Here is a 15,268-nt window from a genome sequence, read left to right as displayed (position 1 = left end):
TATAAATAAACGAATACATAAAGTCAACACTTTTTTCATCTTTTTACAACAATTTTGCTGCGATTTAAACATCATTATGCTTAATCGATTGTTTCTTAGCATTTTTATTGTGATTTTGGTTTTCCTCGGTGATCGGCGTTTGACCTTTTGCTTTTTCTTTACGCGCCTGCTTGTTATCAGGCTGACTATCTTTTGGCATGATTACTCCTCCTTCGATTGAATGGTTACTGCTAGTATGCATCACATTTCCGCTCATTATTCTACCTCTATATCAAATAGGAATAGTATCCAAAAAATACCTAATTAGCCTTATTGACAGCGAAAAAACGAATTGTTAATATACTAGAATAGCAGAGTAAAGAAATCAATTTGATTTAGATGATAAGTTGGTAGAACAATGAATGTATTCTTACGTATAGATATTAATATTGCAGCAATGATACTACTGACCGTAGTCTTATTAATTGCATATAATCATCTGGATAGAACAGACCGACTCAATAGAGCCTTCCTGATAACCTCTTTTGTGATTATTCTGGAGCTCTTTTTTGAATCAGCTACTTGTGTTCTCAACGGAAGACCTGAGCCGTGGTGTAACCCGCTTTCCAATCTGCTCCATGTCTGTCTATTTTCTGCGGGCCCCCTGCTAACATATTTTTTATATAGTTTTATTTGCAGATGCGTCGTTCCCAATGCCTATATTTCGAAAACAGAACAAATCATATTGCTGATTCCGGTAGTATTTAATTGTATTATTACAGTACTCTCTCCATTTTACGCTCTTGTATTTTCAATTGATCATTCAAATATTTATCACCGTGGACCTCTATTTTTGGTTTCTGCCGTTATTATCTATTTATATATTCTCATTGCTTTCGCCTTTATCTTAAAGAATAGAAAAAAAATTGTAGCAGAGGAATTTATTCCACTTTTGGTATCGGGGATTTTACCGCTTATCGGCGGTCTCCTTCAAACGCTGTTTTATGGAATTCTTCTCATGTGGAGCAGTTCTGCCTTTTCGCTTATTTTAGTTTATATTTTTTTACAGCAGCGAATGGTACATCTGGATAAATTGACAGGGGCGTGGTCGAGAGAATCTTTTGAAACGTATATTGCTCAACGAATTAAGCTGGAAGTAGACCATCCGTTCGGTGTCATCTTTGCTGATATGGACGGTCTAAAGCAAATAAACGATCAATATGGTCATTTAGAAGGAGATTTTGCCATACGAAAATCAGTTGAGTTAATAAAAAGTGTTTTGCAGAAAAAAGGAATTATCGCACGGGCCGGCGGAGACGAATTTTTTATTCTCTTCGATTGTAATTCCAGAAATCAATTGGAAGAACTGATCGATCAAATCAATACCTGCTTTGCACAGTACAATGCCCTCTCCGAGAAAAGCTATACGTTAGAATGCAGCTTAGGAGCAGAGCTATTTAGTTCAAGCTATTCCAGTATCGAACAATTTATAAATCACATAGATCATTTGATGTATGCCAATAAAAATGAGAAAAAAACAAAGAAAAGCCTGCAAGATTAATGCAGGCTTTTATGATGATTTCAAATGTATTAAAACTGCTCTGCGTTTGCTTCCAGCTTATCCGGTGTAAAGCGATATATCGTCATGATATCCACGCCTACAGCACCTAAATCTTTATAAAATTTCACTGTCGGTTCATTCCAATCCAAACAGCCCCATTCCAATCTCTGGCAGCCTCTTTCAAGCGCTATTTTTGAAATAAAGGACATCATTATCTTTCCCAGTCCTTTAAAGCGCATAGATTCTTCTACATAAAAGGCATCAATATAAACCCCGGTTTGCCCGATAAAAGCAGAAGAATTTTGGAAAAAATACATAAAGGCAACTGTTTCGCCATCATAATCTCCAAAAATGGCTTCCCCTTTTCCTTCCGATAAAATTCTGGAAATTCCTTCTTCAGTAGCTGTGATTTTATCCAGCATTTTTTGATAAGCCCCAAGTTTTTTCATGTACTCTACAACCAAACCTGCATCCTCAGGTTTTGCAAATCTTAAAGTAAACTTTGAATCTTTGGTCTTAATGACTTCCATTTTATTGCCCCCCTCCAATACATTTATAGCGTTTTCTGCCGTGAGGATTTTCTCCACAGTGCTTTTATTTTACCACTATTCCCAATTATTTCTATACCTTCTATAAAGTTTTTTAGAGGTGATTGTTATTGAATCTGTTTTTGCTGACGAAGGCGTGCCCCTTCCACCTGCTTAGGCGAAAGCAGGAATATAAACGGTAATGCCATTACCATCATCAAGACCAATATTGCTATACTGTCTGTGATCGCATCCATTGCCCCCTGACGGACAATCCAGCCGTTGATCGTGGCTAATGCACTGCCCTGTGCAGACACACTATCCATGCCGGTTGACATAAATGCCGCTTGCAGCTGGGTCATGGTCTTATAGGCAGGATACGAACCATAATGAATTAAATCCCTCAAAACCTCTTGATGATAGGCCTGTTTGATTACAATAATATAATTTATTGCAGCTATCCCCATGGAACCCGCAACCTGTCGAATCGTATTTACAATAGCAGAAGTACTCGATGCCAACGCTTCAGGAACAGCAGCCATTGCGGTATTGCCAATCGGCATGAGAGCTAATCCGAAACCCAACGATCTCACAGCTAACATCACCTGTAAGTCACCGGAAGAGGTGTCTAGTCCGAGCCTTTGCAAATTCAGTGTTGTTATCATGGCGATAATAACGCCTACAAGTCCAATTTTAAAGGCTCCGAGTTTATCGTAAAGTTTCCCGCTAATCGGCATCATAACAGCAGATACCAATGCCATCGGCATCATGATGAGTCCTGTTTTGAGCGGTGAATAACCTAACAAATTTTCCGAATAGAGCGGAACGACAAATATCACACCCATCATACCTATGGTTAATAGGGACATGGCCATCATGCTGGCGAGCACCACTTTATTTTTAAATACCCGGATATCAATAAGCGGATGCTCTATGGAGCCTTCCCACACAATAAACGCCACTAAGACAAACCCGCTGATTAAAAATAATGAAATGATGCTTTGGGACGTCCAGCCCCAATCCGTACCCTTGCTTAAAGCTAAAAGTAAGGAAAAGCAGGTAACGGCGATAAAAACAGTTCCCAGTAAGTCAAATTTTACGCTCTTATCCGTCGGCGTTTCTTTTAAATAAAACGGGCATAGCAGTACGGTCAGGATACCAATCGGCAGGTTTACAAAGAAAATCCATTCCCAGCTCCACGTATCTACTATATATCCGCCTAATGTCGGCCCGATAGAAGGTCCTAAAATCGCTCCCAGACCCCATATACCCATGGCCATTCCCATTTTTTCACGGGGGGCTAAAAAGTAAACGATTGCCATACTAACTGGGATAACGAGACCCCCACCGATTGCCTGAATAATTCTTGCCGCGATAATCGTGCTGAGGTTCCATGAAATCCCGCACAAAGCGGATCCTATCGTGAAAATAGTCAAAGAAACGATATACACACGGCGATGTCCGAACCGTTTGCACAAAAAGGCGCTGGTCGGTATTACAATTCCCGAGGTAAGCATATAAGCCGTTAAAACCCACTGCATATCACTGCTTGAAATCCCGAAGACAGACATCATATGGGGCAGGGCAACATTCACGATACTGCTGTCCAAAAAGGACATAAATGCGCCCACAACTACAACCAGAAGAGGCACCATCGGAATTTTAGCCTGCTCTTTTAAATCCGTCGAAGAATTCATACGTATTTCCTCCTACAGATAGATTTTTACTTCAGCATTCATGCCTGGAAGCAGCTTTTCTTCATATTCCCCGCTAAAGCTGATTTTTACGGGAATGCGCTGTGTTACCTTAATAAAGGAGTTTCCGCTGCTCTGGACAGAAAGAAGAGACGTCATCGAATTGGCGGCGCTGCCGATGGATTCCACTTTTCCCCTAAACCAAACTTTAGAGAAGGAATCCACTGTAAAATGAACCTCTTGACCCACTTTAACCGATTCAATCTTGTCTTCCTCAATATTGGCCGTTATGTAAAGTTGGCTTGGGTTGACCATCAGCGCAATAGGTACAGAAGGATTCCCCATTTCACCAACGCTTGCCATCTTCTTAATAATCTGACCGCTAATTGGGCTTCTGATTACCGTCATATCGATATTGGCTCCTGAAGGCAACGATTCGTCTGACTGTCTGGCCAGAATCTGATTTTCTTCAACCATCTGATTTTCTTCAAAAGACAGCTCCTTCATTTTGCCGCTTATCTGAGGGCTGATCTTTATAATCGTCGCATCCACTTTTGCATCATCTGTTGTAATATAGTGCGTGTTCTGATATCCGAAATAGCCCCAGACAACAGCTAATACCACAATCAACGAACCAAGGATTATCCTAACTTTTTTATTTTTCATTTTACTGTTGCCCTCCTGAATTCTGTGTGCTGCTGTCGCTTGATTCCGACAAATATACTTTTGCAAACATTCCGTCCTTTATCAAATGCTGTGGATTTTCTACGGTGATCCGCACCGGATATGCTTTAGAGTCCGTATCCATGGCTTCGGATATATCGGTAATTTTACCGACAAATGTCTCTTCCGGGATGGCTGACAATTTCACTTGATAGGTTTGTCCTACCCGCAACGAATTTATTTTATTTTCATTCACTAGAATTTGAATCTTAACCTGATCTAAATTGACTATCGTAAAAGCCGGAGTTTGAGAATTTACCAGTTCGCCTACTTCTACAGTTGATTTTGTTACAGTGCCATCCATTGGTGCTACGATAATACTGTCTTGATAAGCAATCTCCGCTTTGTCCAAATTGGCCCGTGCCAAGTCAACAGTACTTTGAGCCTTTTCTAAAACACTTTCATAGTTATTTTGATAATCTGCGAGGCTCATCGCCCCTTGTGCCTTCAGGGTTACTGCTCTCTGCTGATTTTCAAGCGCATATTTGTAAGCAACGTTAGCGGACTCTAAACTTGCTTTGGCAGACTCTACGCTTGCTTCTAAATCTCGCGCATCTAAGCGGAGTAGAACCTGACCTTTTTTCACTTCAGAGCCTATATCAGCTAAAACCGCTGCAACCTTGCCGGCAGTTTTGCTCACCACGCTGACAGCTTCTCCCGCCTCTGCACGTCCGCTCAACGCATCTTTCTCGTCTATTGACCCTTGTTGAGCCGTTACCTTTTCTGTATCACTCTTGTCATCGACTATTTTTGCTTCTTGGCGAAACAAAGTGCATCCGCTTAACAAAAAAACTATTACAATCATGAGTACAATATAAATTCTGCATTTATTCATTGCTTCCTCCTTTTATTCCGTCTAATAATAAATCAGCCAATTCGTCTGCTGCATTTTGATCAAAAAAACTTTGTTGATTTAAATTTTTTAGTAATTCCGGGTTTACTATGGAAAAAAGAACATAAGAAAAAATCATATTTAAAAAGAGTTCCGGTGACTTCTTCTTAAATTCTCCCTGTTCCATTCTTTCCAAGAAAAATGTCTTTAAGATCTGACTGATAGGATTGTAAACCCGATTCACATAAATATCACGTAACCTTTCATCATACTGAATCTCCGTGAGAATAATCCGTATAAAGGTTTTTAATTTATTGATGTTCTCAAAGCGATCTTGAAGGATATATCTCAGCGCAGTCCTTGCATCCATATCAGCTGAATCTGCCACTGCTTTTTGCAATGATTCGACACCTATTAGAGGTACAACCTGGTTGACTACCTCATATAAGATTTCAGTCTTATTGGGGAAATGTCTGAAAATGGTACCTTCTGATATATTAGCGATTTGAGCAATTTCTTTTGTTGTGGCCCCACTAAAGCCTTTTTGCCCAAAAACTTCTACTGCTGCTTGCATGATAGCAAATTTAGTAGGATGAATATCTTGAATCATAATGAACCTCCCTATGATGTAAGTAAGTGCTTACTTACATCATAGATCATAATTGGTACCTTTTTCCCTGTCAAGTTTATTTTATAAGAAAAAATCGTCTTTGATGAACTTTTTAGCCCGCAGCCGCTCACGTTTCATTCGCAGGTTTGTTTTGATATTTCCTGCATAACAAAAAAGCTGCAGATATTTAAATAATATTGCAGCCTTTTTTATTATTGTAAAAGCGTTACGTAGATGCCGGTTAAAATAGCTGTTGTTATGACTCCGCATATATTAGCGCCCAAAGCATATTCCATTACAAACGCTTCTTTATTTATTTTATATACTTCTTTCTGCACAACTTTCGCTGTAGAAGGAACACAGGATACTCCGGCGATACCGATTGCAGGATTAAAGTTCTTTTTCTTTATAAAGTAAATAACGTATCCGCCTATTATTCCGCCGATTCCTGAAAGCAATAGAGCAAGCATACCGAGAACCAATAATTTCAACACAACAGGGTCAAGAAGTGTTCGTGCATCACATAAGACGCCAAGCATCAAGCCTAAGAAAAATGTGGCAAAATAAAGAAACCCATTCTCGATCAGTGTTGTATATTTTGTAAGCCCCGCTTCTCTTACTGCAATACCTAAGAAAAAGCTTAAAAACAAAGGAGCAGCTACAGGGAATAATAAACATAGTACGGTATTCGCAGCAACTGCAAAAATCAGTTTATCTTTGGAAGAAATGCGATGAACCGGCTTTGGACTGATGGCCGCTTTGCCTCTTAATTCTTTAGGAACCAGCAGGCGAATCAGATACGGATATCCGCCATAAGTCAAGCTGAGATATAGATAAGCCACAATGGTAATGGGAACAAAGTATTCCGGAGCTAATTTGAGTGAAGCAAACAGCACCATCGGGCCATCCGCCCCTCCGATAATGGAAACAGCTGCCGCCGCCCCATCCGATAATCCCATCAGCTTTGCAATCGGATACGTTGCAACCGTACCGAGTTCTGCAAACATGGCCAAGGTCATACTGGAAAAGGGATGAGCCAAGACAAACCCAATGTCACATAGCACCCCAATTCCCATGAAAACCAAACAGGCGATCAATCCATTGCTGAACGTGAACGTATAAATTGGCTGCAAGAAATCAATTTGCATGTATTTCATCAACTCATCCGTATTGGTCAACATTGGATCGATAATTAAATTTCCGATCTGGTTCCCCTCTATAAAGAGTACACCTGCATTAATTGCAGACATTCCTAATCCCATTGGAATCATAATGAGCGGTTCCAAGGTGTTTTTCGCGCCCAAGTAAACTAGCAGAAATCCTACAAACATTAAAACAATTCGAAATACAACAATCTTTGGCTCTTGTTCAAACATCGTACCGATGCCCTGAAATAATTGAGATAATTCCATTCTATCGCCTACCTTCTTGATTGATTGCGGTTCTTTTTTTGGGTTTGCTGACTTTTAATTATTGTTTTTTAGGTTTTTTAGTTAAAAAAATGATTGCATCCAGCATAAACTTAATTAATACAGCAATTCCAAAGGCTATAACAGCCCCGATTCCGAATACCTGGATTGGGATAAAGATACTAAGTGGCATACTATTCACTCCTTAGAAAAAAATTTGTCATGTAATAATTTATTCTTCTATCTTAGTAATAACATTCTTTATGTATTAAATCAAATACATAATATGAATGTGTATCATATACCAAAGTTAATCTTCTTTACAAATATAACGAAATAGGAGTTAGAAAAAATGGACTTACATTACCTTGAAATATTTAATGCGGTGGCACAGCATGAAAGCTACAAAAAGGCTTCTGATATTCTTCATATCAGTCAGCCTGCACTTTCGGTTCAGATCAAGAAGTTAGAGGAACAAATAGGATTAAAACTATTTAATAAAATCGGCAATAAGATTTGCTTGAGTGAAAATGGGTTTATGCTTCAAGGCTATACGAACCGGATATTTGATATCATTGAAGAACTGGAAAACGGTATTGCCGATAAAAAAGGATACATTGGCGGCACCCTGCACTTAGGCGGCAGCAACACGCCGGGCACGTATCTTTTGCCTGAAATCATTGGAGAATTTAAAAAGCAATATCCAACAATAGAAATCAATTTGGATATTGCCAATACAACAGAAGTAGCTCACCTTATCAATAACGGTACCCTCGATATCGCCATCAATGGAGGAAGCTATCTTTACAGCAATTATATTTTCGCAGAAAAGCTATTGGATGATAAACTGATTATTGTTGCCTCGCCGGAGAATCCATATTGCAATCATCAAAATATCACTCGTGACGATTTGAGCAAAATGAATTTCGTTGTACATAAAACCAATTCACAGCTATACATCTATTACAAAAAACTCATCGATGAACTGGACCTTCCTGAGAACATCAGCATGTGTTTAGGAAATATCGATGCCATCAAAAGAGCGGTGGGTTCCAACTTAGGCGTTACCCTTATTCCTTATGTTGCCGTAAAATTTGAGCTGCAATTCGGATTATTAAAGAGGCTCAATGCACCTGACTTCGAATTTGATTACTCTTACAGTCTAATCTACAATAAAAACAAAGCGCTTTCTTCCGCTTCCATCAAATTTATCGAGTTTATCCGGGAACACATGAAAGATTACAGCTTTAACGATCAGCCTTATTAAAAGAACTTTTTCTTCTTAAATATAACGAAACAAGAAATGACTACTATAATGCATAGCAAAATGACCGTAGCATACCCATATTTCCAAGTCAGTTCCGGCATGTGAAAATTCATTCCGTACCAGCCTACAATTAGATTTAAAGGAAGGAAAATAGTAGTCACTACCGTAAAGACCTTCATGATATTATTTTGTTTATAGTTTGAGTATTCTTGAAGGGCTTCCCTGAAATGAATCAAACTATCACTTAACGCTTGCGTGAGGTCACTCAATCGTTCCGCTTTTGCCGTAAAGACTCTAAAATAGTGCAGCACTTCCTCATCAAACAAACCGTTTCCATTTTCCTGAAGATCTTCCCCTATATCGAAAAGCTGTTCGTAATAATTTTTTTGCAAGGACAACTCTTGTCGAAGATGGAAAATATCCTGATTCAACTCCTGATACATCTTTCCTTCTGCAAGATTTTGTTCCATCCTCAAAATCTTCTGCTCTGCTGCTTCCAGTGCTTCATTCCCATGAACCAAGAAGCCGTCCAAAATTCCGAATATTACTTTCTCGAGGGTTGCATTTTGTCTAAATCGTTTCACTGAGTTCTGAAATATAAGCCGACAGCTATCATCTTCATCAATCAGCTTCACTAAAATAAATTGGTTTTTCTTGATGATAAAAGCCACCCTGTCTTTAGCCCCTTTGACATCCATCACATTGACAATATTGATGATACCAAAGCTAAAATCCTCATAGGCATCTACACCGTCTCTAAAATGTGTCTGATCAGACATGCAATCATGCAATATATTTTCGTTGATCTCTAGCCTGTCAATATTTGTTTCCAGGTCTTGTAAGGTAAGATAGCCTACACTGATATCATTTTCTTTTAAATCTGCTAATTCAATGGACTTTGCAACTCTATCATTTAAAATGTAAAACATATAATCTCCATCCACGTATGATTATTGGTACATCCGAACAGGATGTTGGCTTATTGCACCAGCTTCCTCTACGCTGTTCTTCTTTCGTCCATTATAACAGATTTTACCTAATCTTCTAGCGTAAAATTTAGCACAGGTTCGCCTTGGTCTTTTAACTGAAAACGCTCTACTAAATTTTTCAAAATTTGAGCCTGCTCTCTGAGTTCATTGCTTGCCGCTGCGCTTTCTTCCGCCGTCGAAGAGTTAATATGAATCGCAGCCGAAATGTCTTCTACTTTGGTTACAATAGAGTCCATCTCTTCCTTCTGGCGTCCGGAAGCTTGAGAAATTTCATAGATTGAAGTATGCACATTTTCAGTTTTACTCAGAAAATCCATCAACGTAACCGCGGTTTGATTGGCCACCTTTGTTCCATTTTTCACCATAACAAAGGATTTTTCAAGCATTGTTTCCGTTTCTTTTGCAGCCTTAGCCGATTTTGCTGCTAACGTCCGTACTTCATTGGCAACCACAGCAAAGCCTTTTCCGGCTTCACCCACATGAACCGCCTCCACAGCAGCATTAATAGCCAAAATATTGGTTTGAAAAGCAATATCATCAATTTCTTTAATCACCTTTCGAATCTCATCTGAAGTCCTCGAAATCTGTTCCATTGCTTCAAGCATCTCATTCATTTGTTCTTTCTGCTCAGCCATATGTTCGTTCGCTTGCAAAGACAGTTCATTAGCCTCTTTTGCATTTTCAGAAGTATGTTTGATCTCTTCCGAAACTTTTTGAATGGAGGATACAATACTTTCAATAGAATTTACCTGGGTCACTGCTGCATCACTAAGCGCTTGAGAGCCTTGAGATATTTGTGTTGCTCCTAAATTTACCTGGTGGGATGCTTCCATAATCTCCATGATGGTTTCATTTAACGACTGAATAATTTGGTGAAGCGCTTGTTTAATTTGAATGAAGTCTCCCGAATATTCCCGTTCAATTTGTATATTTAAGTCCCCCATTGAAATACGGTTCAAAAGGTAGCTTATTTCCGAAATATAACCTTCTAAAGTTGCCGTCGTTTCATTAAATATAGCAGATAACCTCCCCACCTCATCTTTAGCATAAATAAGATTATTTTCCTCATATTCCAGCCGACCCTTTCCTAAAGCTTCTGCACGGTCTACTATGCCGGCAATAGGGGATAGACTCCTCCTTAGGAACACGAAACTAAATAGGGCCAATAGAATAATCCCGATACCGCTGATAACGAACATCTTTCCCGTAATCTGAGTGACCTTGCTGAGTGCCTCTGCTTTATCCACCACAAATACACTGGACCAGGTGATGCTGACATTTTCCATACTGAGTGGAATATGCATATACAGGCAATCTTTTTTTGTCTCGGGATTTTCACCTTCTATCAGCTGCACTTTCTTTTCTTTAATGGCTTTGGTGCTTTCCTTCTCTATTTTTTTACCTGCATATAAAACCGTACCGACCTTACTAGGGTCCTGCGTATGAGCAATATAACGGCCGTTTTGCGTCATAATATAGCCAAATGAATTTTTGTAAGAGCCTTTTTGATAATTGATCGAAATAATATTATCGGTTTGGATATCGCAATTGGCAACTCCGAGAAAATCACCGTTTTCATCTAAAATTGGCGTACTCAACGTAATAAGCCATACTTCACCGCCGGAAGGCAGTTTCAAGGCATATGGCTCGGTTATGGTCGTTTGTTTATGAGATTTAGCAGGAGCATAATATACGCCGGTTCGATAGTCTTCATAATCATTGCGTATATCAACGGTGAGGCTTCCATCATTAGAAAAGACATGATAGGATAAGCCCTTATCTGTTTCCGAAAAATATTCATTAGGTTCAAATGCGTAATAAGCAGAATACACGCCGCCATCCAAAACGGCTTCCTGTAAATCCTCGATTAATAGCTTTTCTGCTATCACAGGATCCATTTGCCGAAAGCGCTTCGCATCAAAAGCTAAGGTGTCTGCCGTGTTTTGCATACGTTCAAAATAGGTTTCCATTTTTTGCGCATTGATGATTGCCACATCAGCAACCTCCGTTTCGACCATTTTGTTCACTACCGCATTGGTAGACAAGCTGGTTATGATTCCGACGACCAGCATGATAGCGGTCACTGCCATCACATTGACAACAGGGATTTTAACTACCAAACTTTCCGTCCATCCCCAGAAGGTTGCTCTTAAATTTCTTAAAGGGACCGGGACCGATACCTTTTTAAATCGAAAGAGCTTAGGAATCCTAATCTTCTTTATTGCTTTTATTACTGCATTCATTCTTTTCTTTCTCCTACTTCACAAATTCAATTACCACTTTTTTCATATTTATTTAATTGTAATTAGAAATTGTTAAATCTTGAGAAATTTACAGTAAAGAGAATGTAAATTTTATTCTAAAAGTGCCCTGCACTGCAAGTTATTTTCCCACAAAAATAAAACGCCTAACCTTAGGCGTTTTATTTAGGAGTTTCATTATGTTAGGGAGGCATTTATATCATTTTATCATTTATCTCTTTTTTAATTCCTTACTTGTAATTTTTATCCATTATACACCTTTTTTATCAAAATACCAAGAGTTTTTATTGAATTTAAACAGAATTTTCTTATAATTAAAATAATTTTTTCTTTTTGAATAAAGTTAAGCAGCCAATGACGACCAGCAGAGAAAGCAAAATGACTGAAAGATACCCATATTTCCATGTGAGCTCCGGCATATTCGTGAAATTCATCCCATACCACCCTACAATTAAGGTGAGCGGCAGAAAAATGGTCGTAACGACGGTGAAGATTTTCATGATATTATTTAAATTATAATTTGTACATGCTTCCAACGATTCTCTTAGGTGCACTAAACTGTCACAAAGGCTTTGTGTGCCATTGCTCAGCCTTTCCGCTTTGGCGGTAAATAGCTTAAAGTATCGCAATACGTCTCTGTCAAATAAATCATTTTCATTTTCCTGAAGCTTATCCCCTATATCAAACAATTGCTCATAATACGTTTTTAATAATGACAGTTCTTTTCTTAAATTAAAAATATCTCTGTCAAAATACTGATTAATCCTGCCGTTGACTAGCTCTTGCTCCATGATAATGATTTTTAGCTCCGTGCTTTCCAAGGATTTATTGCCATTTTGAAGCAAGCTTTCTAAAATACCATAAATGATCTTTTCCATCGTTGCATTTTGCTTATACCTCATAACCGAGTTTTCAAACATATCTCGGCAGCTTTCATCCTCGTCCATCAGTTTTACTAAAATGAACTGGTTTTTTTTCAAAATAAAAGCGACTCTATCCTTCGCTTCTTGTACATTCATCACATTAACAATATTGATAATACCAAAGCTGAAATCATCATATATATCGACACTCGTACGAAAATGAGTCTGGTCTGCCATACAATCATGAATTATATTTTCATATAGGCCAAGCTTATCATAATTGTTTTCAAGTTCCTCTATAGTCAAATATCCTACGCTGATGTCTTCTGGGCTCAAGTCTTCTAGTTCTATCAGCTTTGGCTCTCTTTCATTTAAAATATAAAACATACGCATGCCCTCATAAAAATACTGTTTAGAAATTCTTAAGGTTTATTTTTACCTTTCTAGGAGAATTCATTCTCCCAATATTATTCTCTGCGGTTGAACGGATTTAATCGGAAGCTCATGTTAAAATAAACCTGTCCTATTTAGGGAAGTCTATAGTCAAGCAACAAACTTTCAAAAAATATTTAAAAGCCCATTGACCTTCACGTTACGTAAAGGTGTATCATCGATTTATAAGGAGAGGATACCATGGAATACACGATACAAAAACTAGCACATCTGTCCGGTGTCAGCACTCGGACTTTGCGATATTATGATGAGATCGGCCTTCTTAAGCCGGCGAGAGTCAACTCTTCAGGATACCGTATCTATGGAACAGTGCAGGTGGACCTGCTGCAACATATCCTATTTTATCGCGAATTGGGCCTCAGTCTTGAGGATATAAAAAAGACACTCCATTCGCCGGAATTTAACGGACAGCAGGTTCTTCATCTTCACCATGTGAAGCTCCTTGAAAAACGAATCCAGCTAGATAGGCTTATTGACAATGTAGAAAAAACATTGGCGCATTTGAAAGGAGAAAGGGATATGACCGATAAGGAAAAATTTGAAGGCTTCAAACAGAAGCTGATTGACGATAATGAACGTCAGTATGGCGATGAAATTCGCCAAAAGTATGGCAATGATGCGGTGGAGCGCAGCAATCAGAAGGTAAAAGGTATGACGAAGCAGGAATATGATGAAGTCACCGCATTGAATGAAAAGTTATTATTAACTTTACAGGAGGCATTTCGTACTGGTGATCCTGCCGGAGAACTGGCACAAGAGGCTGTTAATCTTCATAAACAGTGGCTAACCTTTTACCGGGATAATTACAGTAAAGAGATGCATGCGGGCCTTGGCCAGATGTATGTGGATGATCCTCGTTTCACCGCATATTATGACCAATACCAACCTGGTTTAGCGATATTCTTAAGAGATGCAATCTTGGTTTATACGGGAGTAAAGTCATAGAATAGGTAAAAAGATGTCTTCCATATACTACCGTTCATAGGCAGCGGACCTGTGATTTAATAATCAGAAAAATTTCAATTCCCCTCAAAAAATAGAAGACATCAAATAAAATTTGTGCTAAAATGCTCTTAATGGTATTCGTCCCTATGCTTGATAGGGTCGGATACTGTTACGAATGGGGCGTTAGCGCAGCTGGGAGCGCACCACACTGGCAGTGTGGGGGTCAGGGGTTCGAATCCCCTACGCTCCACCAAACAAAATTGAAGCAAAAGGACTTGAACCCTCGTAGTTTGAGTCTTTTTTGTTTGTGCAATACTTAACAACCAATGTAAAAAGTTCTTGACATTTTTGAATTTCATATACATAATAAATGTAAAGACTTATTTACATTTGGAGGTGTATCATGAAATCGTTTTTTGCAAAATTAGGCTTTCGTAAAATGGATGAAATGGAGATGAGTATTGCCCTAAAAGCACAAAGGAATGCTTTGATTTATGTTTTATTGGCTTTAACAATATGGTCTCTCTACGAATCTTTCAAAGTGTATACACAACACATATCTTTCAATTCAGTACCCAGCTTTTTATTAGTAACTACCAGTTTTGTACTAATTTTATCACAACTCGTGTTACAAAAAAGAGTTGTAAAAGGTGATGATGAGTATAAAGATCCTACTTCAATTTTAAAAATCATCGTAATAGGTGTAATTGTCGCTGCGATTATTATTTCGATTGGCGCTTGGATAGTGTTTTCCGGGATATAAAAAATGAAGAATAATATTAAGCAATTAAGAAAGGGCAAAGGTTTACGACAAGAAGATATGGCTGTCTCATTAAATGTCTCAAGGCAAACAATCATCGCAATAGAAAACAACAAATACAATCCTACGCTGGAATTAGCTATGAAAATGGCTAGATTATTGGATACGACCATAGAAGAATTATTTATTTTAGAGTAACTTCTTGATTTGAGAATAATGCGAGAAGGACTTTCTTATTCGGATTGCTGAAATTTTTGAATTTGATAACACAAAATTGGAGGAAGCATAATGCAATTATACAAGAAAGTTCGTTTCTGGTTCTTATTGTTTTCTGTTGTTATATGTGTGTATAACTATTTAGGATATGATGATAAAAATATCTTTATATATCTTTT

At 38.4% G+C, this 15,268-nt stretch carries 16 protein-coding genes and 1 tRNA gene; 6 read left to right on the top strand and 11 right to left on the bottom strand.

The genetic code is table 11. The features are described 5' to 3' along the window. Positions 1-64: 64 nt before the first annotated feature. Positions 65-199, bottom strand: coding sequence for a hypothetical protein (locus JYB65_RS15040; protein WP_280634471.1), 135 nt, complete (start codon positions 197-199; stop codon positions 65-67). A 198-nt stretch (positions 200-397) separates the two neighbouring features. Between JYB65_RS15040 and JYB65_RS00340 the strand changes: the two genes are divergently transcribed. Then, positions 398-1,540 carry a GGDEF domain-containing protein gene (locus JYB65_RS00340; RefSeq protein ID WP_206580602.1) on the top strand — a complete coding sequence of 381 codons (1,143 nt, stop codon included), beginning with the start codon at positions 398-400 and terminating at the stop codon, positions 1,538-1,540. A 29-nt stretch (positions 1,541-1,569) separates the two neighbouring features. On the opposite strand, the gene JYB65_RS00335 is transcribed toward JYB65_RS00340, so the two are convergent. The 7 genes from JYB65_RS00335 to JYB65_RS15035 form a co-directional block, all read right to left on the bottom strand. Continuing rightward, complete coding sequence (locus tag JYB65_RS00335; protein WP_206580601.1) at positions 1,570-2,070, bottom strand: GNAT family N-acetyltransferase; 501 nt, start codon at positions 2,068-2,070, stop codon at positions 1,570-1,572. A gap of 125 nt (positions 2,071-2,195) precedes the next feature. Next, entirely contained in the window at positions 2,196-3,764 is a 1,569-nt protein-coding gene (locus JYB65_RS00330) for a DHA2 family efflux MFS transporter permease subunit (RefSeq protein WP_206580600.1), read from the bottom strand. Positions 3,765-3,776: 12 nt separating this feature from the next. Then, positions 3,777-4,427, bottom strand: coding sequence for an HlyD family secretion protein (locus JYB65_RS00325; protein WP_206580599.1), 651 nt, complete (start codon positions 4,425-4,427; stop codon positions 3,777-3,779). Between the two features lies 1 nt (position 4,428). Then, the gene (locus JYB65_RS00320; RefSeq protein ID WP_206580598.1) at positions 4,429-5,319 is read right to left on the bottom strand and encodes an efflux RND transporter periplasmic adaptor subunit; all 891 of its coding nucleotides are present in this window, start codon (positions 5,317-5,319) and stop codon (positions 4,429-4,431) included. Further along, positions 5,312-5,926 (bottom strand): TetR/AcrR family transcriptional regulator, encoded by a 615-nt coding sequence (locus JYB65_RS00315; RefSeq protein ID WP_206580597.1) that lies wholly within the window; start codon positions 5,924-5,926, stop codon positions 5,312-5,314. Before JYB65_RS00315 ends, JYB65_RS00320 begins: the two co-directional genes overlap by 8 nt. Before the next feature lie 212 nt (positions 5,927-6,138). Beyond that, positions 6,139-7,338, bottom strand: coding sequence for a sodium ion-translocating decarboxylase subunit beta (locus JYB65_RS00310; RefSeq protein ID WP_206580596.1), 1,200 nt, complete (start codon positions 7,336-7,338; stop codon positions 6,139-6,141). Between the two features lie 58 nt (positions 7,339-7,396). Then, positions 7,397-7,528: a hypothetical protein gene (locus tag JYB65_RS15035; protein ID WP_280634470.1), complete on the bottom strand. Its 132-nt coding sequence runs from the start codon at positions 7,526-7,528 to the stop codon at positions 7,397-7,399. Between the two features lie 159 nt (positions 7,529-7,687). On the opposite strand from JYB65_RS15035, the gene JYB65_RS00305 reads away from it, so the two are divergent. Beyond that, complete coding sequence (locus JYB65_RS00305; RefSeq protein WP_206580595.1) at positions 7,688-8,602, top strand: LysR family transcriptional regulator; 915 nt, start codon at positions 7,688-7,690, stop codon at positions 8,600-8,602. Here JYB65_RS00305 and JYB65_RS00300 read toward each other — a convergent pair. The 3 genes from JYB65_RS00300 to JYB65_RS00290 form a co-directional block, all read right to left on the bottom strand. After that, a complete protein-coding gene (locus tag JYB65_RS00300; protein WP_206580594.1) occupies positions 8,599-9,531 on the bottom strand; it encodes a magnesium transporter CorA family protein in 933 nt (310 codons plus the stop codon). The genes JYB65_RS00305 and JYB65_RS00300 overlap by 4 nt on opposite strands. A 107-nt stretch (positions 9,532-9,638) precedes the next feature. After that, entirely contained in the window at positions 9,639-11,834 is a 2,196-nt protein-coding gene (locus JYB65_RS00295; protein WP_206580593.1) for a methyl-accepting chemotaxis protein, read from the bottom strand. Positions 11,835-12,166: 332 nt separating this feature from the next. Further along, positions 12,167-13,102 (bottom strand): magnesium transporter CorA family protein, encoded by a 936-nt coding sequence (locus JYB65_RS00290; protein ID WP_206580592.1) that lies wholly within the window; start codon positions 13,100-13,102, stop codon positions 12,167-12,169. A gap of 246 nt (positions 13,103-13,348) precedes the next feature. Here JYB65_RS00290 and JYB65_RS00285 point away from each other — a divergent pair, with 246 nt between their 5' ends. The 4 genes from JYB65_RS00285 (at position 13,349) to JYB65_RS00270 (ending at position 15,071) form a co-directional block, all read left to right on the top strand. Then, a complete protein-coding gene (locus JYB65_RS00285; RefSeq protein ID WP_206580591.1) occupies positions 13,349-14,113 on the top strand; it encodes a MerR family transcriptional regulator in 765 nt (254 codons plus the stop codon). 177 nt (positions 14,114-14,290) lie between these two features. Then, positions 14,291-14,366: transfer RNA gene (locus JYB65_RS00280), tRNA-Ala, on the top strand. A gap of 150 nt (positions 14,367-14,516) precedes the next feature. After that, positions 14,517-14,876, top strand: coding sequence for a hypothetical protein (locus JYB65_RS00275; protein WP_206580590.1), 360 nt, complete (start codon positions 14,517-14,519; stop codon positions 14,874-14,876). 3 nt (positions 14,877-14,879) lie between these two features. Then, positions 14,880-15,071, top strand: a complete 192-nt coding sequence (locus JYB65_RS00270; RefSeq protein ID WP_206580589.1) for a helix-turn-helix transcriptional regulator — start codon at positions 14,880-14,882, stop codon at positions 15,069-15,071. The last annotated feature ends 197 nt before the right edge of the window (positions 15,072-15,268 follow it).

The sequence above is a fragment of the Clostridium aminobutyricum genome, assembly GCF_017255415.1.
Lineage (GTDB): Bacteria > Bacillota > Clostridia > Peptostreptococcales > Anaerovoracaceae > Aminipila > Aminipila aminobutyrica.
The sequence above is the reverse complement of the archived record's forward strand: the minus strand, read 5'-3'. Positions and strand labels throughout refer to the sequence as shown.

Excerpts from the sequence above, each read along its gene's own strand:
- JYB65_RS00315 (WP_206580597.1), bottom strand. The coding sequence starts at position 5,926 with ATGATTCAAGATATTCATCCTACTAAATTTGCTATCATGCAAGCAGCA.
- JYB65_RS00275 (WP_206580590.1), top strand. The coding sequence starts at position 14,517 with ATGAAATCGTTTTTTGCAAAATTAGGCTTTCGTAAAATGGATGAAATG.
- JYB65_RS15040 (WP_280634471.1), bottom strand. The coding sequence starts at position 199 with ATGCCAAAAGATAGTCAGCCTGATAACAAGCAGGCGCGTAAAGAAAAA.
- JYB65_RS00310 (WP_206580596.1), bottom strand. The coding sequence starts at position 7,338 with ATGGAATTATCTCAATTATTTCAGGGCATCGGTACGATGTTTGAACAA.
- JYB65_RS00300 (WP_206580594.1), bottom strand. The coding sequence starts at position 9,531 with ATGTTTTACATTTTAAATGATAGAGTTGCAAAGTCCATTGAATTAGCA.
- JYB65_RS00340 (WP_206580602.1), top strand. The coding sequence starts at position 398 with ATGAATGTATTCTTACGTATAGATATTAATATTGCAGCAATGATACTA.
- JYB65_RS00285 (WP_206580591.1), top strand. The coding sequence starts at position 13,349 with ATGGAATACACGATACAAAAACTAGCACATCTGTCCGGTGTCAGCACT.
- JYB65_RS00335 (WP_206580601.1), bottom strand. The coding sequence starts at position 2,070 with ATGGAAGTCATTAAGACCAAAGATTCAAAGTTTACTTTAAGATTTGCA.
- JYB65_RS15035 (WP_280634470.1), bottom strand. The coding sequence starts at position 7,528 with ATGCCACTTAGTATCTTTATCCCAATCCAGGTATTCGGAATCGGGGCT.
- JYB65_RS00325 (WP_206580599.1), bottom strand. The coding sequence starts at position 4,427 with ATGAAAAATAAAAAAGTTAGGATAATCCTTGGTTCGTTGATTGTGGTA.
- JYB65_RS00290 (WP_206580592.1), bottom strand. The coding sequence starts at position 13,102 with ATGTTTTATATTTTAAATGAAAGAGAGCCAAAGCTGATAGAACTAGAA.
- JYB65_RS00295 (WP_206580593.1), bottom strand. The coding sequence starts at position 11,834 with ATGAATGCAGTAATAAAAGCAATAAAGAAGATTAGGATTCCTAAGCTC.
- JYB65_RS00305 (WP_206580595.1), top strand. The coding sequence starts at position 7,688 with ATGGACTTACATTACCTTGAAATATTTAATGCGGTGGCACAGCATGAA.
- JYB65_RS00320 (WP_206580598.1), bottom strand. The coding sequence starts at position 5,319 with ATGAATAAATGCAGAATTTATATTGTACTCATGATTGTAATAGTTTTT.
- JYB65_RS00270 (WP_206580589.1), top strand. The coding sequence starts at position 14,880 with ATGAAGAATAATATTAAGCAATTAAGAAAGGGCAAAGGTTTACGACAA.
- JYB65_RS00330 (WP_206580600.1), bottom strand. The coding sequence starts at position 3,764 with ATGAATTCTTCGACGGATTTAAAAGAGCAGGCTAAAATTCCGATGGTG.